Source organism: Pseudomonas sp. UME65, from assembly GCF_014170225.1.
Taxonomy (GTDB): Bacteria; Pseudomonadota; Gammaproteobacteria; order Pseudomonadales; family Pseudomonadaceae; genus Aquipseudomonas; species Aquipseudomonas protegens.
This window is the reverse complement of the sequence record NZ_LZZQ01000004.1, coordinates 62787-85528: the sequence shown is the minus strand read 5'-3', so window position 1 is coordinate 85528 and position 22742 is coordinate 62787. Positions and strand designations below refer to the sequence as shown.

At 62.9% G+C, this 22742-nt stretch carries 24 protein-coding genes; 2 read left to right on the top strand and 22 right to left on the bottom strand.

Going from position 1 to position 22742, the window contains the following annotated elements; translation table 11 throughout:
• Positions 1 to 2 precede the first annotated feature (2 nt).
• The 8 genes from pabC to A9971_RS01410 form a co-directional block, all read right to left on the bottom strand.
• Positions 3 to 818, bottom strand: coding sequence for an aminodeoxychorismate lyase (gene pabC / locus A9971_RS01445; RefSeq protein ID WP_019092971.1), 816 nt, complete (start codon positions 816 to 818; stop codon positions 3 to 5).
• Positions 818 to 2062 (bottom strand): beta-ketoacyl-ACP synthase II, encoded by a 1245-nt coding sequence (fabF, locus tag A9971_RS01440; RefSeq protein WP_011060119.1) that lies wholly within the window; start codon positions 2060 to 2062, stop codon positions 818 to 820. Before fabF ends, pabC begins: the two co-directional genes overlap by 1 nt.
• A gap of 110 nt (positions 2063 to 2172) precedes the next feature.
• On the bottom strand, positions 2173 to 2409 hold the full coding sequence (acpP, locus tag A9971_RS01435; RefSeq protein ID WP_003175607.1) for an acyl carrier protein: 237 nt from the start codon (positions 2407 to 2409) through the stop codon (positions 2173 to 2175).
• A gap of 196 nt (positions 2410 to 2605) precedes the next feature.
• Positions 2606 to 3346: a 3-oxoacyl-ACP reductase FabG gene (gene fabG / locus A9971_RS01430; protein ID WP_011060118.1), complete on the bottom strand. Its 741-nt coding sequence runs from the start codon at positions 3344 to 3346 to the stop codon at positions 2606 to 2608.
• Between the two features lie 16 nt (positions 3347 to 3362).
• Entirely contained in the window at positions 3363 to 4301 is a 939-nt protein-coding gene (fabD, locus tag A9971_RS01425) for an ACP S-malonyltransferase (RefSeq protein WP_011060117.1), read from the bottom strand.
• A 126-nt stretch (positions 4302 to 4427) separates the two neighbouring features.
• Entirely contained in the window at positions 4428 to 5438 is a 1011-nt protein-coding gene (gene plsX, locus A9971_RS01420; RefSeq protein ID WP_072451636.1) for a phosphate acyltransferase PlsX, read from the bottom strand.
• 3 nt (positions 5439 to 5441) lie between these two features.
• A complete protein-coding gene (rpmF, locus tag A9971_RS01415) occupies positions 5442 to 5624 on the bottom strand; it encodes a 50S ribosomal protein L32 (protein WP_003179396.1) in 183 nt (60 codons plus the stop codon).
• Positions 5625 to 5637: 13 nt separating this feature from the next.
• Positions 5638 to 6165: a YceD family protein gene (locus A9971_RS01410; protein WP_011060115.1), complete on the bottom strand. Its 528-nt coding sequence runs from the start codon at positions 6163 to 6165 to the stop codon at positions 5638 to 5640.
• Between the two features lie 105 nt (positions 6166 to 6270).
• Here A9971_RS01410 and A9971_RS01405 point away from each other — a divergent pair, with 105 nt between their 5' ends.
• Entirely contained in the window at positions 6271 to 6849 is a 579-nt protein-coding gene (locus A9971_RS01405) for a nucleoside triphosphate pyrophosphatase (protein WP_015634706.1), read from the top strand.
• 53 nt (positions 6850 to 6902) lie between these two features.
• Here the strand turns inward: A9971_RS01405 and sppA are convergent, their stop codons facing one another.
• From sppA to rluC, 3 genes are read right to left on the bottom strand one after another with little or no spacing between them, the layout of a single operon-like run.
• Positions 6903 to 7892, bottom strand: a complete 990-nt coding sequence (gene sppA / locus A9971_RS01400) for a signal peptide peptidase SppA (RefSeq protein WP_011060113.1) — start codon at positions 7890 to 7892, stop codon at positions 6903 to 6905.
• Between the two features lie 21 nt (positions 7893 to 7913).
• Positions 7914 to 8576 carry an HAD-IA family hydrolase gene (locus tag A9971_RS01395; protein WP_047284721.1) on the bottom strand — a complete coding sequence of 221 codons (663 nt, stop codon included), beginning with the start codon at positions 8574 to 8576 and terminating at the stop codon, positions 7914 to 7916.
• On the bottom strand, positions 8566 to 9522 hold the full coding sequence (gene rluC / locus A9971_RS01390) for a 23S rRNA pseudouridine(955/2504/2580) synthase RluC (protein WP_011060111.1): 957 nt from the start codon (positions 9520 to 9522) through the stop codon (positions 8566 to 8568). The genes A9971_RS01395 and rluC overlap by 11 nt, the downstream gene beginning before the upstream one ends.
• 714 nt (positions 9523 to 10236) lie before the next feature.
• Between rluC and rne the strand changes: the two genes are divergently transcribed.
• Positions 10237 to 13455: a ribonuclease E gene (rne, locus tag A9971_RS01385; protein WP_183000744.1), complete on the top strand. Its 3219-nt coding sequence runs from the start codon at positions 10237 to 10239 to the stop codon at positions 13453 to 13455.
• Between the two features lie 50 nt (positions 13456 to 13505).
• Here the strand turns inward: rne and A9971_RS01380 are convergent, their stop codons facing one another.
• The 11 genes from A9971_RS01380 to A9971_RS01330 form a co-directional block, all read right to left on the bottom strand.
• Positions 13506 to 14117, bottom strand: a complete 612-nt coding sequence (locus A9971_RS01380; RefSeq protein ID WP_125062682.1) for an NTP transferase domain-containing protein — start codon at positions 14115 to 14117, stop codon at positions 13506 to 13508.
• The gene (locus tag A9971_RS01375; protein WP_019092974.1) at positions 14114 to 15109 is read right to left on the bottom strand and encodes an XdhC family protein; all 996 of its coding nucleotides are present in this window, start codon (positions 15107 to 15109) and stop codon (positions 14114 to 14116) included. The genes A9971_RS01380 and A9971_RS01375 overlap by 4 nt, the downstream gene beginning before the upstream one ends.
• On the bottom strand, positions 15109 to 17424 hold the full coding sequence (locus A9971_RS01370; RefSeq protein ID WP_183000743.1) for a xanthine dehydrogenase family protein molybdopterin-binding subunit: 2316 nt from the start codon (positions 17422 to 17424) through the stop codon (positions 15109 to 15111). Before A9971_RS01370 ends, A9971_RS01375 begins: the two co-directional genes overlap by 1 nt.
• Positions 17421 to 17891, bottom strand: a complete 471-nt coding sequence (locus A9971_RS01365; RefSeq protein ID WP_011060107.1) for a (2Fe-2S)-binding protein — start codon at positions 17889 to 17891, stop codon at positions 17421 to 17423. The genes A9971_RS01370 and A9971_RS01365 overlap by 4 nt, the downstream gene beginning before the upstream one ends.
• Positions 17892 to 18133: 242 nt before the next feature.
• On the bottom strand, positions 18134 to 19153 hold the full coding sequence (gene murB / locus A9971_RS01360; RefSeq protein WP_011060106.1) for a UDP-N-acetylmuramate dehydrogenase: 1020 nt from the start codon (positions 19151 to 19153) through the stop codon (positions 18134 to 18136).
• Positions 19150 to 19614: a low molecular weight protein-tyrosine-phosphatase gene (locus A9971_RS01355; protein ID WP_183000742.1), complete on the bottom strand. Its 465-nt coding sequence runs from the start codon at positions 19612 to 19614 to the stop codon at positions 19150 to 19152. The genes murB and A9971_RS01355 overlap by 4 nt, the downstream gene beginning before the upstream one ends.
• A complete protein-coding gene (gene kdsB, locus A9971_RS01350; protein ID WP_011060104.1) occupies positions 19614 to 20378 on the bottom strand; it encodes a 3-deoxy-manno-octulosonate cytidylyltransferase in 765 nt (254 codons plus the stop codon). The genes A9971_RS01355 and kdsB overlap by 1 nt, the downstream gene beginning before the upstream one ends.
• Positions 20375 to 20560 (bottom strand): Trm112 family protein, encoded by a 186-nt coding sequence (locus tag A9971_RS01345; protein ID WP_011060103.1) that lies wholly within the window; start codon positions 20558 to 20560, stop codon positions 20375 to 20377. The genes kdsB and A9971_RS01345 overlap by 4 nt, the downstream gene beginning before the upstream one ends.
• A gap of 24 nt (positions 20561 to 20584) precedes the next feature.
• Positions 20585 to 21595 (bottom strand): tetraacyldisaccharide 4'-kinase, encoded by a 1011-nt coding sequence (gene lpxK, locus A9971_RS01340; protein ID WP_015634697.1) that lies wholly within the window; start codon positions 21593 to 21595, stop codon positions 20585 to 20587.
• A complete protein-coding gene (locus tag A9971_RS01335) occupies positions 21595 to 22023 on the bottom strand; it encodes a biopolymer transporter ExbD (RefSeq protein ID WP_011060101.1) in 429 nt (142 codons plus the stop codon). Before A9971_RS01335 ends, lpxK begins: the two co-directional genes overlap by 1 nt.
• Positions 22020 to 22655, bottom strand: coding sequence for a MotA/TolQ/ExbB proton channel family protein (locus A9971_RS01330; RefSeq protein ID WP_011060100.1), 636 nt, complete (start codon positions 22653 to 22655; stop codon positions 22020 to 22022). The genes A9971_RS01335 and A9971_RS01330 overlap by 4 nt, the downstream gene beginning before the upstream one ends.
• Between the last annotated feature and the right edge of the window lie 87 nt (positions 22656 to 22742).

Sequence of the window (22742 nt, the reverse complement as noted above, 5' to 3'; positions counted from 1 at the left end):
AATCAAGCATCCAGTAGTGCGCGGGTAATGCCCTGCAGTTTACGGGTGAGCGCACCCGCCGACCAGCTCATCCCGGCACAGCCAAGCACTGGCCAGACGCCATAGACACTGTTGCAGACAAAGACTTCATCAGCCTGTTGCAGTTGATCGAGACTGATATCCCCGACTTGCGCGGGGATGCCCAATGACTCGGCCTGAAACAATATTTCAGCGCGCATCACCCCGGCCACGCCGCAGCGACCCAGGTCAGCCGTCAGCAGCCGCCCCTGGCTGACCAGGAACAGGTTGCTGAACACGCCTTCGATAACTCGCCCAGAGGTATCTCGCATCAAGCCTTCGGCATGCTCGGCATCACGCCACTCGGCACGAGCCAGAACCTGCTCCAGACGATTGAGGTGCTTGAGACCGGCCAGCAGCGGCTGCTCGGCCAGGCGCGTGGTACAGGGAAACAGACGAATGCCTTGCTCGGCATGGGCCAGGGGATACACCGGCAATGCGGAGCCCTGGAGAATCCGCCGTGCAGCGGTTGCAGGATCGGCGGCATAGCCGCGCTGGCTGTCGCCCCGGGTCAGGATCAGCTTGAGCACACCCTCCCCCAAAGCCGCCGCATAAGCCTGCAGCTCACTGCGGATCAGGGCTTGATCCGCCGTCAGCGCCAGGCGCCGGCATCCTTCGGCCAGACGCTGCAGGTGCCGCTCCAGCAGCTGCGGGCGCCCGGATTTGACGGCAATGGTCTCGAACAGACCATCACCGTAAGCCAGGCCGCGGTCCTTGAGCGACAGTGCGTCAGCCGGCTGACCGTCGACCCAGCTGTGCATCACTCGGAGAACCGGCGGAACACCAGGGAGCCGTTGGTGCCACCAAAACCGAAGGAGTTGGACAGCACTACGTCGATGTCCATGCTGCGCGCGGTGTGAGGCACGAAATCGAGGTCACAGCCTTCATCCGGCTCATCCAGGTTGATGGTGGGCGGCGCGGCCTGGCTGTTGATTGCCAGCACACTGAAGATCGCCTCGATCGCCCCCGCGGCACCCAGCAGGTGACCCGTCATGGACTTGGTGGAACTGACCGCCAGCTTGTAGGCGTGATCGCCGAACACGCTCTTGATCGCTTCGGCCTCGGCCAGGTCGCCGGCCGGGGTCGAAGTGCCATGGGCGTTGATGTACTGCACCTGGTCCACGTTGAGCTTGGCGTCGCGCAGGGCATTGGCGATGCAGCGCGCAGCACCGGCACCATCGGCGGGAGGCGACGTCATGTGATAGGCGTCACCGCTCATGCCGAAGCCGATCAGCTCAGCATAGATGGTGGCCCCACGAGCCTTGGCGTGCTCCAGCTCTTCCAGAACCAGGGCGCCGGCGCCGTCGGACAGGACGAAGCCATCACGCCCCTTGTCCCAGGGACGGCTGGCGCGGGTCGGCTCGTCGTTGCGGGTCGACAGTGCACGGGACGCGCCGAAGCCGCCCATGCCCAGGCCACAGGCAGCCATTTCAGCACCGCCGGCGATCATCACGTCGGCTTCGCCGTAGGCGATGTTGCGCGCAGCCATGCCGATGCAGTGGGTACCGGTGGTGCACGCAGTGGAAATGGCGTAGTTCGGCCCCTGGGCGCCCAAGTGGATGGACAGGAAACCGGAAATCATGTTGATGATCGAGCCAGGCACGAAGAACGGAGAAATCCGTCGTGGGCCGGAATCGTGCAGGATGCGGCTGGTTTCCTCGATATTGGTCAAACCGCCAATACCCGAGCCCATGGCCACGCCGATGCGTTCACGGTTGGCATCGGTGACTTCCAGACCGGCGTTGCGTACCGCCTGGAAACCGGCTGCCAGGCCGTATTGAATGAACAGGTCGAGTTTGCGGGCCTCTTTGACCGACAGGTATTCCTCGACATTGAAGCCCTTTACCGAGCCGCCAAAACGGGTGGAATAGGCAGAAAGGTCGGTGTGTTCGATCAGACCGATGCCACTTTGGCCAGCCAGAATGCCCTGCCAGCTGCTTGGCACATCCGTACCCAGTGGCGACAACATACCCATACCGGTGACTACGACGCGTCTACGCGACACAGCACTCTCCTTTTTCTAATGACGACACTTTGTATCAGGCCTAAAGAAAAAACCGCACGCCGTAACGGCAGTGCGGTTTTTCCATGACAGCAAAAGACGACTACAAACGATTAAGCCTGGTGGCTGGTAACGTAGTCGATAGCTGCTTGAACGGTAGTGATCTTTTCAGCTTCTTCGTCAGGGATTTCGGTCTCGAATTCCTCTTCCAGAGCCATCACCAGCTCAACGGTGTCAAGGGAGTCGGCACCCAGGTCTTCAACGAAGGAAGCGGTGTTAACAACTTCTTCTTCTTTAACGCCCAGTTGCTCAGCAACGATTTTCTTGACGCGCTCTTCGATGGTGCTCATACCTTGTTTTCACTCCTAATGGACAAATTCAGGCAGCTGGCCAGTGGGTAAGTGTATAGAAAGGCTTTTCAGCTTTTCAACTGAAAGCTTTGTCCCTCAAACCCTTTGGCCATCTGCCTATAAATTGATTGCAGCTTTATAACGGATTTTAGACAGCTCGTATGACATTTTTTTGAAGCAATCCGTCACATTTGACTCACATATACATCCCGCCGTTGACCGGGATTGTAGCCCCAGTAACGTATGCCGCACCGTCGGATGCCAGAAAAGCGACCACTTGCGCGATCTCTTGAGCCTGGCCCAGACGACCCAGCGGAATTTGCGTCAGCAGCGCTTCACGCTGCGCTTCCGGCAGTTCGCGGGTCATATCGGTGTCGATAAAACCCGGAGCAACCGAGTTCACCGTGATCGACCGCGAACCCACTTCACGGGCCAGGGCACGGCTGAAACCTTCGAGACCGGCCTTGGCGGCCGCGTAGTTTACTTGGCCTGCGTTGCCCATGGCACCCACAACCGAGCCAATACTGATAATTCGACCCCAACGAGCCTTGGTCATGCCACGCAGAACGCCCTTGGACAGGCGATACAGGCTGTTCAGGTTGGTATCGACCACGTCGTACCATTCGTCATCTTTCATGCGCATCATCAGGTTGTCGCGAGTGATGCCGGCGTTGTTCACCAGGATCGCCGGCGCACCGAACTGCTCGGTGATGCTGGCCAGGACTGCAGCCACGGACTCGTCACTGGTAACGTTCAGCTCAAGGCCGGTGCCCTGGATGCCATTTTCCTTGAGGGTGGCAGCAATGCGCTCGGCACCCGAAGCGGACGTGGCGGTACCCACCACGGTGGCGCCCATACGCCCCAGCTCAAGCGCGATGGCCTGGCCGATACCACGGCTGGCGCCGGTCACCAGTGCAACTTTACCTTGCAGACTCATGCAAGCTTCTCCTAGTTCAGGCCAACGCTGCACGGGCGGCAGCGAAAGCATCTGGGGTGTTCAGGTTAGAGGTCGACACGCCTTCGGCGCAGCGCTTGTTGAGGCCGGCCAGGACCTTGCCCGGGCCGCACTCGACCAGCTCAGTGGCGCCATTGGCTGCCAGAGTCTGGACCGACTCGACCCAACGCACCGGCTTGTACAACTGCTCCAGCAGGTCGCGCTTGAGGGTGTCCAGGTCGGCGGCCACAGCGGCACTGACGTTCTGTACCAATGGAATCTGCGGTGCCTGCCAGTTGATCGCAGCGATCGACTCGGCAAAACGCTCGGCGGCCGGGCGCATCAGCTCACAGTGGGAAGGCACGCTGACCGGCAGCGGCATGGCGCGCTTGGCGCCCCGCGCCTTGCAGCCCTCAATGGCGCGATCCACAGCCGCCTTGGCTCCGGCGATCACCACCTGGCCAGGGGAGTTGTAGTTCACGGCGCTGACCACCTCACCCTGCGCGGCTTCAGCACAGGCGGCGACCACATCGGCATCTTCCAGGCCGAGAATTGCAGCCATGCCGCCCTGCCCTGCCGGCACGGCTTCCTGCATCAACTGGCCACGACGCTCGACCAGCTTGGCCGCTTCACCCAGGGTCAGGCTGCCAGCGGCGACCAGGGCACTGTATTCACCCAGGCTGTGACCGGCGACGAAAGCCGGGCGCGCGCCACCTTCGGCCAGCCATACACGCCACAGGGCGATGGACGCGGTGAGGATGGCCGGCTGGGTCTTGTCGGTTTGATTGAGCAGCTCTGCAGGACCTTCCTGGGTCAGAGCCCAGAGGTCGTAGCCCAGAGCATCGGAGGCTTCTTTGAACGTATCGAGGATCAGTGGGTACTGCGCGCCCAGCTCGGCCAACATGCCGAGGGACTGCGAGCCCTGTCCTGGAAAGACGAATGCGAGGGATGCAGACATGTAACAAGCCCCTAATGATCTTGTCGTCGGAGAATTGACGTCACACCGTGGTGGACGCAAGAAACTGACAGTTGGATGGCCAATTGAACTGAGCGGTCACATTTAAGCACTCCACAGGGAAAACGCCTAAAGCAACAAGTCTTCAAGACGCCCATGCAAGCGGCGCGGCAGGTCTTCCTGGATCTCGATCAACGCCCGCTGAATGGCACTCTGGAAACCTTGAACGCCTGCAGAACCATGGCTTTTCACCACGATCCCCTGCAAGCCGAGGAAACTCGCACCATTGTGCCGCGCCGGCGCCAGATCCGCCTGCAGCCTGCGCATCAGCGGCAAGGCCAGCGCCCCAACAGCCCGGGACAGCAGATTCTGCCTGAACAAGGCTTCTATACGAGCGGCGATCATGGTCGCCAGCCCCTCGCTGGACTTGAGCAGGATGTTGCCGACAAAACCGTCGCATACCACCACGTCCGCCTCGCCCCGATACAACCCATCGCCCTCGACGAAACCGATGTAGTTGAGGCCGCGGGCCTGCTGCAGCAAGCTCGCCGCCAGCTTGACCTGCTGGTTGCCCTTGATGTCCTCGGTGCCGATATTCAGCAAGGCCACCCGCGGCCGCACGATGCCCAGGGTTTCCGCCGCAACCGAGCCCATGATGGCGAACTGCAACAGGTGCTCGGCACTGCAATCGACGTTGGCTCCCAGATCCAGCAATTGGCAATAGCCACGCTGAGTCGGGATGGCAGCCACCATCGCCGGCCGATCGATTCCAGGCAGGGTTTTCAGCACATAACGCGACAGCGCCATCAGCGCACCGGTATTACCGGCACTGACGCAGGCCTGGACCTTCTCATCGCGCAACAGCTCAAGGGCCACCCGCATCGAAGAGTCCGGCTTGCCCCGCAGGGCCTGGGAAGGCTTTTCGTCCATGGTGATCACCTCGCTTGCGGGGGTAATCGTCAGGCGCGCGCGATCCACAGCCGTTTGACCGGAAATCAGTTCTTCAAGAAGGGAGGGTTGACCAACCAGGGTCAGATGCAGCGAGGGGGTAGCAGACAGACAAGCAATACTCGCCTGAACAATGCTGCGGGGACCGAAGTCCCCGCCCATTGCGTCAATCGCGATGACTTGAGCAGACAAGGATTACTCGTCAGCGCCCTTGTCGATCACTTTACGACCACGGTATACGCCTTCTGGCGATACGTGGTGACGCAGGTGAACTTCACCGGTGGTCTTTTCTACGGACAGGGTGCTAGCCTCGAGAGCATCGTGGGAACGACGCATGTCACGGGCAGAGCGGGATTTTTTGTTCTGCTGAACAGCCATAATTGATTAACTCCTAAACGTTTGGGTCACGCTTTAACTGCGCCAATACACTGAACGGGTTGGACCGCGTTACCTCGTCCTCGCTCGGTTCGGGCTCATCGAGCCCCGCCGGCTGCTGGCATTCTTCCGGATGATGAGCAGGCACGATTGGCAAGGCAAGCAAAAGCTCTTCCTCGACCAACGCCTGCAGATCCAAAGGATCTTCGCCCAGTTCCAGCACGTCATAACCTTTCGGCAACGACTGGGTATTCGCACCCTCCTTCACCACAGCGTAACTGCACTCACTGTGGATCGGCAGGGTGACCAGCTCAAGACAACGCTGGCAAACCATTTTGACTTCGACGTCGATGGAGCTGTGGATAACTACAGCTTTACGCTCGTCACGCTCGAAAACGAATTTAGCCTGCACCGTACCGACATTGTCGGAAAGCGGGTCGCAGAGTCTCTCCAAATCGGCCAGCAGCAGTTCACCTTGAAGGGTGGTGCCACGGTCAGCCAATTTGCGCGGGTCAACGTGAGGTGGAATCGGGTCATTCAACATAGGCGCAGCATTATAGGGATGCCCCAGGCCATGTCAAAGGAAATTCAGCCCTGTCCGTCACTTGCAAGCCTCGCTAGAATTCCCGGCCTGCCTCAGGAGACGCACATGCTGCCTTTATTACTCGCCTCAAGCTCGGCCTACCGCCGGGAATTGCTGTCCCGCCTGCGCCTGCCCTTCACCTGCAGCTCTCCTGACATCGACGAAAGCCATCGTCCCGGAGAGTCTGCCACGGCCCTGGTGAAACGCCTGGCCGAGGAAAAGGCCCGCGCCCTGGCAAGCAGCCATCCAGCACACCTGATCATCGGTTCCGACCAGGTCGCGGTGCTCGGCGAGCGCATCATCGGCAAACCCCATACCTTCGAAAAAGCCCGCCAGCAACTGCTGGACGCCAGCGGCGCCAGCGTGACCTTCCTCACCGGCCTGGCCCTGCTCAACAGCCAGACCGGCCACTGCCAAGTCGACTGCGTCCCGTTCACGGTCAACATGCGCCTCCTGGACAGCACCCGCATCGAACGCTACCTGCACGCCGAACAGCCCTATGATTGCGCCGGCAGCTTCAAGGCCGAAGGCCTGGGGGTCAGCCTGTTCCAGAGCACCGCCGGCAGCGACGCCACCAGCCTTATAGGCCTGCCACTGATCCGCCTCGTGGACATGCTGCTGGCCGAGGGCGTAGAGACGCCCTGAGCCGCCATAAAAAAGCCGGCACTCAAGCCGGCTTTTTATTGAGCAACACCCGATCAGCGCAAGGTTGGGCCCTGAAAGCCCATCCACATGGCGATCTGCTCTGCCACGCTGGCACCGAGCTTCTTCGAGAAGCGATCAAATGGCGATTCCTGGACGGTAAAGTCCACCACCTCTTTCTCGCCAATCACATCCCGCGCCACCGAACTGGTATTGCCCAGGCCATCGATCAACCCCAATTGCAGTGCCTGCTCGCCCGACCACACCAGGCCGGAGAACAGCTCCGGATGCTCCTTGTCCTTCAGGCGATCGCCACGGCCCTGCTTGACGCTGGCAATGAACTGGCGATGAGTGGTGTCCAGCACGCCCTGCCAGAACTGGGTCTCTTCAGGCTTTTGCGGCTGGAACGGATCCAGGAACGACTTGTGCTCGCCCGAGGTATAGGTGCGACGCTCAACCCCCAGCTTCTCCATGGTGCCGACAAAGCCGTAGCCGGCCGCCGTCACACCAATGGAACCCACCAGGCTCGCCTTGTCGGCATAGATCTCGTCAGCAGCGCTGGCGATGTAGTAAGCACCCGACGCCCCGAGATCCGAGATCACCGCGTAGACCTTGGTGTCCTTGTGCAAAGCCCGCAGACGACGGATCTCGTCATAGACGTAGCCGGACTGCACCGGGCTGCCGCCAGGGCTGTTGATACGCAGCACAATGCCCTTGACCTTGGGATCATCGAACGCAGTACGCAGGCTGCCGACAATATTGTCAGCACTGGCCGATTCCTTGTCGGCAATCACCCCCGTGACATCGATCACCGCGGTGTAGCTACCGCCACGAGTGGCATTCTTTTCCATGGTCATCAGCGGCGTGAACAACGCCAGCGCCGCGAACAGGTAAACAAAGGTCAACAGCTTGAAGAAAATGCCCCAGCGCCGCGAGCGACGCTGCTCCTGGACACTGGCCAACAGCGTCTTCTCCAGCAGTTTCCAGCTTTTATCATCACCACCTTCAGCGCCCGCCTTGCTCGGCGCCTTCCATTCGTCGGTCATGCCTGCTACCCCAGCAAAAACTTAATCGGCACCCTGGCTCAGCCAAGCGTGCAATTGAGGAAAACGGTCGATGGACAAGCGCGGCTCGAATGCCTGCAAGGCCTCGATGGACTGAGCACCGTAGCTCACGGCCACCGAATCCATTCCGGCATTGCGCGCCATCAACAGATCAAAGGACGAATCGCCAACCATCAAAGCCTGCCGCGGCCCAACCCCGCAATGAGCAAGGATTTCCTCCAGCATCAACGGATGAGGCTTGCTGGCGGTTTCGTCGGCCGCCCGGGTGATATCGAAATACCCTTCCCAACCATGGGCCTTCAACACTCGATCCAGCCCTCGCCGGGCCTTGCCGGTGGCGACAGCCAGCTGATATCCCTCATCCCGAAAGGCGTCGAGAGACTGCACCACACCAGCAAACAGAGGCGAAGGCTCGGCCTCGAGAGCAATGTAGTGATCCGCATAATGCTGACGAAAGGCTACCAACTGCCCATCATCTATTTCCGGATACAGTGTGCGAATCGCCTCTGGCAATCCCAGACCGATAATGCCCTTGACGGCGTAGTCATCGCGGCGAGGAAAGCCGGAACGATCAGCAGATGCGTGCATCGACTCGACAATCCGACCAATGGAATCGGCCAGAGTGCCGTCCCAGTCGAAGATCAGCAGCTTGTAATCAGGGTGCACTCAGGCGCTCCACGGTCTTGGCCCACATCTCATCCACCGGGGCCTGCAATTTCAGCTCGCCGCCATCGGGCAGCGGCACCGTCAACATATAGGCATGGAGAAACAGGCGCTTGCCGCCCAGCTCACGGATCTCGCGAGTGAAATCGTCATCACCGTACTTGCTGTCACCGGCAATGCAGTGCCCGGCATGCAGGGTGTGCACACGAATCTGGTGAGTACGCCCGGTCACCGGCTTGGCCTCGACCATGGTGGCGAAATCACCGAAGCGGCGCAGCACCTTGAACACGGTCAAGGCCTCCTTGCCCTCTTCGTTGACCTCCACCATGCGCTCGCCGGAGCGCAGGTTGCTCTTGAGCAGCGGCGCACGCACCTGCTTCACCGCCGTGGCCCAATGGCCACGGACCAGCGCCATGTAGCGCTTGTCCACGCCATCGCCCCGCAGCGCGGCATGCAGATGACGCAGCATGCTGCGTTTTTTCGCGATCATCAGCAGGCCGGAGGTGTCCCGATCGAGGCGATGCACCAGCTCCAGCTCCTTGGCGTCCGGGCGCAACTGACGAAAGGCTTCGATCACCCCGAAATTCAAGCCGCTGCCGCCATGCACGGCAATCCCGGCAGGCTTGTTGATCACAATCAGGGCCTTGTCTTCGAAGACGATCGAGGCTTCCAGGCGCTGCAGCAACCCTTGAGCCAGCGGCACCGGCTCATCGCGCTCGGGCACACGCACGGGAGGCACGCGCACCACATCACCCGCTTGCAGCTTGTACTCGGGCTTGATCCGCCCCTTGTTCACTCGCACTTCGCCTTTACGCAAAATGCGGTAAATCAAGGTCTTGGGCACGCCTTTGAGCCGGGCGAGAAGGAAGTTATCAATACGTTGGCCGGCATATTCCGGCGAGACCTCAAGCAATTGAACGCCTGGAGTCGAGGGGGCAGTAGTCGTCATGGCGCGAATGATAACAATTTTTTATGGATTTGAAGCACTTAATGATTGCTGCTATAGTCGCGAACGCCGCCAAAAGCGGCTGGGCAGAGGAACAGCGGCAAACAGCCGGCCCTGACCAACGCAATTCATAAGGACGCAAGGCCGTCCTACGCAGTTTTCACTATCTAACGGAAGAGTTCGGCGTTGTAACAAGCGCAGGTGACATGAGGCCTGAAACCCGTAGAAAGCAGAGTGACTACTCGCCTTTTACGCAGCGATTAACGGCCAGTTCACAAAGTGCAGTCAGCGACAAACGATCCCGAGCGAAAGTTGCGGAAACAACGCCTTTAGCCATGATGCGTGACCTCCCCTTTCGGAGTTCACGGTAAATGCCAACCCGCTGCGGATTCTGCGCGCGGCAGCACCCGAATTATCAGGGATACGTGTAGGGTGGAGATGCACAACCGTCGGACTGTGTAGCATTAGGCTTTATCAAGACGCTTCATCTCGTCCACAGTCGCCGGTTGATTCCTCCTCCTGACAGACTTTTGCTTAAGCGGTGCCTTAGTCACCACAGCAAGCAGGACGCGTAAGTCGCGACTTCGTTCTTAGTTACCCGGACGAACCTCGCTAGACACTCGAGTGGTCAACCACTCCTGACGCACCTGACACCGACCGTGAGAAGTCGTGTGTGCCGAACGCCGTTTCCGGCAGCCCGGAAACCGACGGTACTACATGAAAAGAATGCTGATTAACGCAACTCAACCCGAAGAGTTGCGTGTTGCTCTGGTAGACGGCCAGCGCCTCTACGACCTGGACATCGAGTCCGGAGCCCGCGAGCAGAAAAAGGCCAACATCTATAAAGGCCGCATCACTCGCATCGAACCAAGCCTCGAGGCTGCCTTTGTCGATTTCGGCTCTGAGCGCCACGGCTTCCTGCCCCTCAAAGAAATCTCCCGCGAATACTTCAAGAAAGCCCCCGAAGGCCGCGTCAACATCAAGGACGTCCTGAGCGAAGGCCAGGAAGTCATCGTCCAGGTCGAGAAAGAAGAGCGTGGCAACAAGGGCGCCGCCCTGACCACCTTCATCAGCCTCGCCGGCCGTTACCTGGTACTGATGCCGAACAACCCGCGTGCCGGCGGTATCTCCCGCCGCATCGAAGGCGAAGAGCGCAACGAACTGCGTGAAGCGCTGAACGGCCTGGTGGCACCCGCCGACATGGGCCTGATCGTGCGCACTGCCGGCCTGGGCCGCAGCAGCGAAGAGATGCAGTGGGACCTCGACTACCTGCTGCAACTCTGGACCGCCATCAAGGAAGCGTCCCTGGATCGTTCCGCGCCATTCCTGATCTACCAGGAAAGCAACGTGATCATCCGCGCGATCCGCGACTACCTGCGCCAGGACATCGGCGAAGTGCTGATCGACAGTGTTGAAGCCCAGGACGAAGCCCTGACCTTCATCCGCCAGGTGATGCCGCAGTACGCCAGCAAGATCAAGCTGTACGAAGACAGCGTGCCGCTGTTCAACCGTTTCCAGATCGAAAGCCAGATCGAGACCGCTTTCCAGCGCGTGGTCGAACTGCCTTCCGGCGGCTCCATCGTCATCGATCCGACCGAAGCCCTGGTGTCCATCGACATCAACTCGGCCCGCGCCACCAAAGGCAGCGACATCGAAGAAACCGCCCTGCAGACCAACCTGGAAGCAGCGGAAGAAATAGCTCGCCAACTGCGCCTGCGTGACATCGGCGGCCTGATCGTCATCGACTTCATCGACATGACCCCGGCCAAGAACCAGCGCGCCGTGGAAGAAAAAGTCCGCGAATGCCTGGAAGCCGACCGCGCCCGCGTGCAGATCGGCCGCATCTCGCGCTTCGGCCTGCTGGAAATGTCCCGTCAGCGCCTGCGTCCATCCCTGGGCGAAAGCAGCGGCATCGTCTGCCCGCGCTGCAACGGCACCGGCATCATCCGTGACGTCGAGTCGCTGTCCCTGGCGATCCTGCGCCTGATCGAAGAAGAAGCCCTGAAAGACCGCACCGCCGAAGTGCGCGCCCAAGTGCCGATTCCGGTCGCTGCTTTCCTGCTCAACGAAAAACGCAACTCGATCACCAAGATCGAACTGCGCACCCGCGCCCGCATCGTCATCCTGCCGAACGATCACCTCGAAACGCCACACTTCGAAGTTCAGCGCCTGCGTGATGACAGCCCGGAAGCCAACACCAACCAGTCCAGCTACGAAATCGCAGCGGCCGCCGCCGAAGCCGAAGAAGTCCAGCCGACCGCCGCCACCCGCACCCTGGTTCGCCAGGAAGCGGCAGTGAAGACTGCCCCGGCCCGCGCCAACGCTCCGGTTCCGACCGAAGTCGTCGCTGCCCCTGTAGCTGCACCGGCTCCAGTGGCCGAACCAAGCCTGTTCAAAGGCCTGGTGAAGTCCCTGGTCAGCCTGTTCGCTACCAAGGAAGAGCCAGCCGCACCGGTCGTGGTCGAGAAGCCAGTGACCGAGCGCCCTGCTCGCAGCAACGAAGAACAGCGTCGCAATGGCCGCCAGCAGAGCCGCAACCGTAACGGTCGCCGCGATGAAGAGCGCAAGCCGCGCGAAGAACGTGCTCCGCGTGAAGAACGCGCACCACGGGAAGAGCGTCAGCCACGCGAAGTTCGCGAAGCCCGTGAAGAAGTTCAAGCGGTAGCCCGCGAAGAACGCGCACCCCGTGCACCGCGCGAAGAACGCCAGCCACGCGCCCCGCGTGAAGAGCGCAAGCCACGTGGCGAGCGTGAAGAACGCGTGCGTGAACTGCGCGAGCCTCTGGACGCCGCTCCAGCTGCAGCCGCTGCTACCGCCGCCGTTGTTGCCGAAGAACGTCCGGCGCGCCAGCCTCGCGAAGAGCGCCAGCCACGTGCGCCACGTGAAGAGCGCCAACCACGTGCCGAACAGGCTCAAGCCGCTGCCGCCAGCGAAGAAGAAGCGCTGCCGAACGAAGAGCAACTGCAGGAAGACGGCCAGGACAACGCCGAAGGCGAACGTCCACGTCGTCGCTCCCGCGGCCAGCGTCGTCGCAGCAACCGTCGCGAGCGTCAACGTGATGCCAACGGCAATGTGATCGAAGGCTCGGAAGAAAACGCCGAAGAGCCAAGCAGCGCCGATCTGGCTGCCGGCCTTGCTGTCACTGCCGCGGTTGCCAGCACCGCCATCAGCGCCAACGCTGAAGCCGAAGCTCACCAGCAAGCCGAACGTGCGACTGCCGCTGTAGAAGACAAGGCTCCGGAAGCACCAGTGGTTGAAGCCACCACGCCGGTAGAAGCCCCAGTGGTTCCTGCAGTGGAAGTGGCTCCAGTGGCTGAAGAGCAGGCTCAGGTTGAAGTGGCTGCCGAACCGGCCGTGGTTGTCGAAGCCCAGCCTGTGGTTGCCGAACAACCGGCAGCAGAACCTGTAGCCCAGGCGCCAGTGGTTGAAGAAAAGGCCATCGAGCCGGTTCAGGAAGCCCCAGCGCCAGCCCCGGTTGCCGAGCCAGCAGTGGTGGTTGAAGAGCCTGTAGCGGCCCAGCAGCCTGCCCAGGTTGAAGAGCCGGCTCCGGTTGCAGCACCGGTGGTGGCCGAAGAGCCCGCACCCGCTGTCGAAGCTGAAGCCGCGCCGGTCAGCACCCTGACCAGCAATGGCCGTGCACCGAACGACCCACGCGAAGTGCGTCGCCGCAAGCGTGAAGCCGAGCGCCTGCAGAAGGAAGCCGAGCTGGCTGCCGCTGCTGCTCCGGCTGAAGCCGTGGTGACCGCCGAGCCTGCTCCGGTAGAAGCCCCAGAGGTGGTCGAGGCCGCCCCTGCGCCAGCCGAAGAGACTGCACCGGCACCAGTGGCCGAACCTGCAGTGGAAGAAGCGGCCCCTGTGGCCGAGCAAGCACCGCGCGCTGTCGAGCACGCTGCGCATGCCGAGGAAGAACAGCACGAGCCTAAACCTCTCGTCTGATTCCAGCAGCCCATGAAAAAGCCCCGCCCGGGTAACCGGGCGGGGCTTTTTTATACCTGGAGCACCTGACAATCCGGAAACAGCAATGCCTGCGGAACGTCCACATCCCAGGTCACCCCCGGATCCGTCACCGGAACTTCCACCACCCGCCCCGAAGCGAACAGCGGCCGGGCGCCCCGATCACCAGACAGGCCCTGCAACGCTGCGCCATAAGACCGGCCAAAGCCCACCGGATGACCCAACTCATCCCCCAGCCGCGGCACGCTGATGCCCTCCTCGGTCATTGCCTCCATCACCCGACTGGCGGTGGCGGGCAGGATAAAGGGCATGTCCCCCAGCCAGACCATCCAACCATGGGCATCGGCGCAGGCAGCCACCGCCGCGGCCAGGCTGTGCCCCATGCCCACGGACTCCAGCACCAGTACTTGACAACCGTAGGCTCGCGCCAGATCCGCCACCTGGGGTCGATCCGCCGTGGTCACCAGCACTCGCCGGGCAACGTCCACCGGCAGGCTCACCAGCACCTGCTCCAGCACCGGCCGCTGAACCCCGTCACGCCCGCGGCAGGGCGCCAACAGCTTGTCCTGCCCGGCCCCGGCCACCTGGCGAAAACGCCTGCCCTGCCCCGCCGCCAGGATGATCGCGCAAGGCTTGCGGCTCACCTCACCGTCTCCGCCACTCGCACCGGCAGCTTCTTCTGCAGCGGTTCGACGCCATTTTTCAGCGCGACGATTTCCGCCAGCAACGACAAGGCAATCTCCGCCGGCGTATGGCTGCCGATGGGCAATCCGACCGGCCCGTGCAAGCGCTCGATGGCCTGCGCCGAAAGACCCAGCAGCGCCAGATTGTCCCGGCGTTTCTGGCTGTTGGCCCGGGAACCCAGGGCGCCGACGTAAAATGCCCGGGAGTCGAGCGCCGTCAGCAGCGCCATGTCATCCAGGCGCGGATCATGGGTCAGGGCCACCACCGCCGTGCGCTCGTCGGGCTCGATGCTCAGCACCGCATCGTCGGGCATCCCGGCGACAAAACGTCCATCCTGCCCCTCCCAGCCATGCACGAACTCCTGGCGCGGATCGCAGATCAGCACCTCGAAATCCAGCAAGCGGGCCATCTGCGCCACATAGCGCGACAACTGCCCGGCGCCGATCAGCAGCAAGCGCCAGCGCGGTCCGTAGATCGCCCGCAGGGTGACCCCGTCAAACGCCAATTCATCGCCGCGGTTCGCCGTCTTGAGCAGCACCTGGCCGGTGCCCAGGTTCAGCTCCCGGGCCACGATCTGGTGTGCCTCGCAGCGCTGGAGCAATTCGGCGACCCAGGCCGGGTCGCCAACCCGCTCTTCGGTGAGGCGCAAGGTGCCGCCACAGGGCAGGCCGAATCGCGCCGCTTCCTCCAGGGTCACGCCGTAGGTCACCAGTTGCACCGGCGGCCCGTGGCGAGACAGGCGCCCATCGCCCTGGCGGCTGATCAGGTCATCCTCGATACAGCCTCCGGACACCGAGCCGATCACCACTCCGTCGTCGCGCAAGGCCAGCATGGCGCCGGGTGGCCGCGGCGCGCTGCCCCAGGTCTGCACCACGCTGTACAGCAGCACGCCGCGCCCGGCGCGCCGCCATTCCAGGACACTGCGCAGGACATTCAGGTCGACGCTGTCCATCAGGCGCTCGCCTGCTGCCAGCCCTGCAACTGGTAGCGCACCGGCAGGTTGCGTATGCGCTTGCCGGTGGCGGCGAAGATCGCGTTGCACAGGGCCGGCGCAATCGGTGGTACACCGGGCTCTCCCACCCCGCCCAGGGGCACGTCCCCCGGCGGCGTCACCAGGTGCACCTGCACCTGTTTCGGCGCCAGGGACATGCGCGCCACTTCGTACATATGGAAATTGTCCTGCTGGACCTTGCCCTCCTTGAAGCTGATCTCCCCCAGCACCGCATTGCCCAGGCCCATAACGCAGGCCCCTTCGAATTGCGAGCGGATACGCTCGGGGTTGATCTGCGGGCCGCAATCCACGGCGATATCGGCCTGATGCACGATCAGCGTGCCATCGTCCTTCACCTCCACCTCGATCACCGCCGCCACATAGGTCACGAAGCTGTAGTGCACGGCCAGCCCCAGACCGCGCCCCTTGGGCAGCGAGCGCCCCCAGCCGGCCGCCTTGGCTGCGGTTTCCAGCACCGTGCGCAGACGCCCGGTATCAATGGGGTAACGCTCGGGGGATTCGCCGTAGTTCCACTCTTCGCTCAGGGTTCGGGGGTCGATCAGACGATCCGGCCCCAGCAGCTTGAGCTGGTACTGCAGCGGATCCTGGCCGGCCTTGTGGGCCAGTTCGTCGACAAAACTCTGGATCGCGAAGCCATGGGGAATGTTCGACACCGAACGGTACCAGCCGACCCGGGTATGGGCCGCGGCCTCGGGGTTTTCCAGGCGCACATTGGGAATCGCGTAGGCCATGTTGGTAAAGCCCATGCCCAGCTCGAAGGCGCCTTCGTGATTCATCCCCGGGGCGAACAGCGCGGTGATGCTCGGCGCCACGGTGCGGTGCAGCCAGGCCGCCGGCAGGCCGTCCTTGTTCAGCCCGGCCTTGAGGTATTCCGCCGACACGGTATGGAAGTAGGAGTTGTGGATATCGTCCTCGCGGGTCCACTGCACCCGCACCGCCTTGCCGGGAAAGGCCTTGGCCAGGATCGCCGCCTCCAGGATGAAGTCGGGCTTGGACTTGCGCCCGAAGCCGCCGCCCAGCAGCGTGACGTTCACCGTGACCTGCTCGAAGCCGATCCCCAGGCGTTCGGCGATTCGCTCGCGGGTCACCTGTGGCGCCTGGCTCGGTGCCCACGCCTCGCAGCGACCGTCCTGGAATCGCGCCACGGCTACCATCGGCTCCATCGGCGCCTGGGCCAGGTGCGGCAGGTAATAGCTGGCTTCCAGGCTGCTCTCGGCGTCCTTCAGGGCCTCATCCAGGTTGCCGGTACTGCGCACCACCTTGCCCGGCTGCCGCGCCGCTGCCTCCAGTTGCTTGCGATATTCGATGGAGTCGTAGCCAGCGTTGGCGCCATCCTCCCACTCGATCCTCAAGGCATCGCGGCCCTTGATCGCCGCCCAGGTGTTGCTCGCCACCACAGCCACGCCGCCCAGGGGCTGGAACTCCGAAGGCAAGGGGCGGCTGTCGATGGGCATGACCTTGATCACCCCCGGTACCTTCAAGGCTGCGCTGTCATCCACCGACTTGACCTTGCCGCCATACACCCGGGGCCGCGCCACCGCCGCGAACAGCATGCCGTCGAAATGCACATCGGCGCCGTACACCGCACGGCCGTTGACGATGTCCTGGCCATCGATGGCCCGGGTGGCCTCCTTGCCGATGTAGCGGAACTCCCCGGGCTGCTTCAGGCGCAGGCTATCCCGGGCAGGCACCGCCAGGGCGCCTGCCGCAGCGGCCAGGGCGCCATAGCCCAGCTCACGCCCGGTGGGCTGGTGAACCACCTTGTGCAACTGCGCCCGACACTGCGCCAATGGCACCTGCCACTGCGCAGCGGCGGCCTGTTCCAGCATGGCCCGCGCAGCCGCGCCACAGCGGCGCATGGGCTCGTACCAATGACGCATGCTGCGCGAGCCGTCGGTGTCCTGGTTGCCGAAACGCACCTCGTCACCCGGTGCCTGGCGGACCTTGACCTGCTCCCAGTCGGCGTCCAGTTCATCGGCCACCACCATACTCAGGCTGGTGCGCACGCCCTGGCCCATCTCCGAGCGATTGCAGATCACCGTGACGCTGCCGTCGCTGGCAATGCTCACGTAGACCTTGGGGTCATCGACCCAGCCGTGGGGCATGCCGTCGGCACCGAATTTCTTGTCCTCGGCAAAGGCCTCCTGCCAGCCCCAGCTCGCAGCCAGCACCAGGGCCCCGGTGGCCCCCACACCTTTGAGAAAGCCCCGGCGGCTGAGGTTGCTCAGGGCAAAATCCTGCGGTAGACGGTTCATGCCTTGGCCTCCTGCAGATGACTGGAAGCCTGGCGGATCGCGGTCTTGATCCGGTTGTAAGTACCGCAGCGGCAGATATTGCCAAGCATCGCCTCTTCGATCTGCTCGTCGCTGGGGTTGGGGTGGACCTTGAGCAAGGCGGTGGCCGACATGATCTGCCCGCCCTGGCAGTAACCGCACTGGGCCACCGCCGTATCCAGCCAGGCCTGCTGCACCACCTGCCCTACCGGGTCGGTATGCAGGTTGTCGATGGTGCTGACGTTCTTGCCCTGCACCGAGCCTATCGGCGTGATGCAACTGCGCGCCGGGTCGCCGTCGATATGAATCGTACAGGCGCCGCACAGGCCCATGCCGCAGCCAAACTTGGTGCCGTTGTAGCCCGCCACGTCGCGGATAGCCCACAGCAGCGGCATGTCCTCGGTGACGTCCAGTTGATGATCTTGACCGTTGAGCTTCAGGGTAATCATGGGCACGCCCGCATTTTCTGAGTGATGGGGTCGAGTCATCCGCCGTGCAGTACCGCGGCTGCGGTGCACGCAGATCGGCTCAGGCTAATCGGGCTCTCTTGTGAAGACAGGCTTCACCGGGCCTTTGGGAACAGCAGAAAGCTGATTCTTAGCCTGCTAAGTTAAGCCGCAATTAACAAAAAAGCCTTGCCCGAACGTCAGCCAGGCAAGGCTTTTTGCTATCCACCGCAAGCCGGCTCTCGTTAATAGAGGTTGGGCTCCATCTCCAGCTCGACACTGAAACGCTCGGCGATATCGCGCTGGATCCGCCGCGCCAGTTCCAGCAACTGCAGGCCGCTGGCGCCGCCATAGTTGACCAGCACCAGCGATTGCAAGCGATGGACCCCGGCATCCGCCTCGCGAAAGCCCTTCCAGCCCGCCTGTTCGATCAGCCAACCGGCCGCCAGCTTCACCTGCCCATCGGCCTGGGGGTAACCCACCAGCCCCGGATGCGACTGCTTGATCTGCGCCGCCAGTGCCGCCGGCACCACCGGGTTCTTGAAGAAGCTGCCGGCATTGCCCAGCACGGCAGGGTCCGGGAGCTTCTCGCTGCGGATGCTGCAGATCGCCCGGCTGACATCGCTGGCCGTCGGCTGTTCGATGCCCTGCTCGCTCAGGCGCTGGCGCACCGGACCGTATTCCAGGTGCAGGTGATCGACACGGTTCAGGGCAAAGCGCACCCGCAGGATCAACCAGCGACCGGCCTGATGCTTGAACAGGCTGTCGCGGTACGCGAACTGACACTGCGCCAGGTCGAATTCCCGCAGCTCGCCGGTCTGCCGATCGAGGGCGGTCAGGCCGGCGAACACGTCCTTGATCTCCACCCCATAGGCGCCGATGTTCTGCATCGGTGCGGCGCCGACGGTGCCGGGAATCAGGCTCAGGTTCTCCAGCCCGGACAGGCCCTGCTCCAGGGTCCACTGGACAAAGGGATGCCAGGTTTCCCCGGCCTCGGCCTCGACCACCACCCGCTGCCCGTCATCGCTGAGCAGGCGAATGCCACGAGTGGCCATGCGCAGCACCAGGGCCTGGATATCCGCCGTCAGCAGCAGGTTGCTGCCGCCGCCGATCACCAGCAGCGGCAACTGGTGGGTAGCGCAATAGGCCAGGGCCTCGCGTACCTCGTCGTCGCTATGGGCCTGGGCAAACCACTTCGCCTTGACCTCGACCCCGAAGCTGTTGAACGGCTTGAGGGACACATCGGCCTGAATGTCCAGGGTCATAGCCGCCCCTTCAATTCGACCACTAGTCGGTCGCAGGCATCCTCGATCAGGTCCAGCACCTGCTCGAAACCCTGCTCGCCGTCGTAGTACGGATCCGGCACTTCATCCAGTGCCCCCTCGTAGCGACGCAGGAACAGGTCCAGCTCGGCCTTGCCCCGGGCCGGTTGCAGGGCCTTGAGGTTGCGCAGGTTGCTCTGGTCCATGGCGAAGATCAGGTCATAGGCAGCGAAATCGGCGCTGCCGACCTGCTGCGCCCGTTGCGCTGACAGGTCGTAGCCGCGCCGCAAGGCAGCCTGCTGGCTGCGCTTGTCCGGGGCCTTGCCGATGTGCCAGTCGCTGGTGCCCGCAGAGGCGACCTGCACCTGGTCACCCAGGCCGGCCTTGTGCAACTTGCGGCGCAGCACGCCTTCGGCGGTGGGCGAGCGGCAGATATTGCCCAGGCAGACGAACAGAACCCGCATCAGGCCTCCAGCAGGCGCCGAACGCGCTCAAGGTCTTCGGCGGTATCGACGCCGGTAGGCGGTGCTTCCAGGGCGTCGGCCACGTGGATCCGCACGCCATGCCACAGGGCACGCAGTTGCTCCAGGGATTCGGTGTTTTCCAGCCAGCACGGGCCCCAACTGACGAAGTCGTGAAGAAAGCCGGCGCGGTAGGCATAGATGCCGATGTGACGGCGATAAGGCACGCCTTCGGGCAGTTGCTCACGACTCTGGGCAAAGGCATCCCGGGCCCAGGGCAAGGTGGCGCGGCTGAAGGTCAGGGCCAGGCCGTTGAGGTCGCTGACCACCTTGACCACATTGGGGTTGAACAGGGTCTGCACGTCCTCGATCGGCTCGGCCAGGGTGGCCATGCGCGCTTCGGTGTGGGCTGCCAGGTTGGCCGCTACCTGATCGATCACCGACGGCGGGATCAACGGCTCGTCGCCTTGTACGTTGACCACGATCGCATCCGCGGCCAGGCCCAGCTGGGCGGCGACTTCCGCCAGCCGGTCGGTGCCGGAGTTGTGATCTTCCCGAGTCAGCAGCGCCTCGGCGCCAAAGCCCTGGCAGGCCTCGACGATGCGCTGATCATCGGTGGCCACCACGACCCGCTCGGCGCTGCTCTTGCGCGCCTGTTCCCAGACCCACTGGATCATCGGCTTGCCGGCGATCAGTTGCAGCGGCTTGCCTGGCAGGCGAGTGGAGGCGTAGCGCGCCGGAATGACAACGGTAAAGGCGCTGCTCATTTGTCCAGGCGCTCTTCGGTGGTCAGGGTGCGCGCCTCGCTTTCCAGCATCACCGGGATGCCATCGCGAATCGGATAGGCAAGGCCCGCGCCCTTGCTGATCAGCTCGGTCTTGTCGGCGCTGAGTTTGAGGGGGCCTTTGCAGATCGGGCAGGCGAGGATGTCGAGCAGTTTGGTGTCCATGAGGATTCCCTGGATAAAAGCGAATTAAGGCAGCAGACGATCAGGCAGCAGGCGCATCAACTGGGTGTCGAACCAGGCGACGAAGGCCGGCGAAGGCTGGGCATCGACCGCCAGGTACCACCAGTCGTCTGCCGCGAAAGCCCGGCACTTGACCGCATCTTTCTCGGTCATGACCAGCGGCAATGACGGGGTGAAGGTCAAGGCCTGCGCACTGTATTGAGCGTGATCGGCAAATGCATGGGGAACAGGCCGCCAGTGTAGCGTTTCAAGGGTGTTGAAGAAACGCTGGGGATTGCCGATGCCCGCCACCGCATGCAGCGCCTGGCCGGGGGCGAAATGCTCCAACGCACGGCGCTCGCCACTGCGCAGGTTGACCAGCACCGAGGGCTTGAGATGAAAGGCGAACCCCTCGTCACGGTCATCAACTGCGCCGTTGTAGAGCACCGCGTCGACGCTCTGCAAACGCTCCGCCGGCTCGCGCAGCGGCCCGGCAGGCAGGCAGCGGCGGTTGCCCAGGCCGCGGGCGGCATCGATCAGTACCAGCTCCAGGTCACGGGCCAGGCGGTAGTGCTGCAGGCCGTCGTCGGAGAGGATCAGGTCCAGCGGCTCGGCGGCCAGCAGGGCCTGTACGGCGCGGCCGCGATCCGGGTCGATCATCAGCGGCACGCCGCAGCGCTGGACGATCAGCAGCGGCTCATCACCGGCCACCGCGGCGCAATCTTCGGCGCTGACGCGCCAGGGCAGTTGCGCCGGCTTGGCCCCGTAGCCGCGGCTGACCACCCCGACCCGCAACCCGAGGCGCTGGCAGTGCTCCACCAGCCACAGGATCAACGGCGTCTTGCCGGTGCCGCCGACGGTGATGTTGCCCACCACGATCAGCGGCACAGGTGGTTGATAGATCGCCCCCTCACCGGCAAGAAAGCGCTGGCGCTTGCCCGTCACCACTCGGCGATACAGACATTCCAGGGGGCGCAGCAGTTTCAGCGCGGGGTGGCCGTTGTACCAGGCATTGAGCAGGCGATCGGAAAGTGCCATCAGGGTGCCGGGTCCGCCTCGACGGTGGTCATGCGCAGGTGGCTGAAACCGAGCTTGCCGGCTGCATCCATGGCAGTGATCACCGCTTGATGCTGGGTCTTGCCATCGGCGCTGATGGACAGCGGCAGGTTGGTGTCGCCCGCCGACTCCTTCTGCAGGGCCTCGATCAAGGTCTCCAGGTCATTTTTGGGCAGGACCTGGTTGTTCACCGAAAACACGCCGTCGGCGCTGATGGCGATATCCAGTTGCTTGACCTGCTGGTCTTCGGCCGGCGAGCCGCTGACCGCTTCCGGCAGGTCGACCCGCAGCTCGGTTTCCCGGGTGAAGGTGGTGGTGACAACAAAGAACAGCAGCAGGATGAACACCACGTCGATCAACGACGCCAGGTTGATGTCCACGGTTTCCCGGGGCTTGCGACGGAATTTCACGCTTTGCCCTCGGCCAGATCGACATCGCGGTCGCCCTGGATCACTTCCACCAGCTTGATCGCCTCCTGCTCCATGCCCACCACCAGTTCATCGACCCGGCGTTGCAGGAAGCGGTGGAAGAACACCGAGGGAATGCCCACCATCAGGCCGGCGGCGGTGGTGATCAGGGCTTTGGAAATACCGCCTGCGAGGATGTGCGCGTTAGTGGTCATGCCCGAGCCCATGAACGAACTGAAGATGTCGATCATGCCCAGCACGGTGCCCAGCAGCCCCAGCAGCGGTGCCATGGCGGCAATGGTGCCGAGGGCGTTGAGGTAGCGTTCCAGCTCATGGATGACCCGGGCGGCAGCCTCTTCGATGCATTCCTTCATGATCTCGCGGCCATGCTTGGAGTTGGCCAGGCCCGCCGCCAGAATCTCGCCCAGGGGCGAATCGGCGCGCAGTTCCTTGAGCTTTTCCTTGTTCAGCTGCTTGTCCTTGATCCAGCGCCAGACCTGCCCCAGCAGGTGGGGCGGGGTGACACGGCTGGCCCGCAGGGTCCACAGACGCTCGGCAATGATGCCCACGGCAGCAATGGAACTCAGAATGATCGGCAACATCATCCAGCCGCCGGATTTGACCAATTCCCACACAGTGACAGCCCCCTCGAAAAAGTGCGCCACTCTAACATAGGGGCCGGACGCACCGAAGACCGTGATGTCGCATGCTCACAGGCTTTA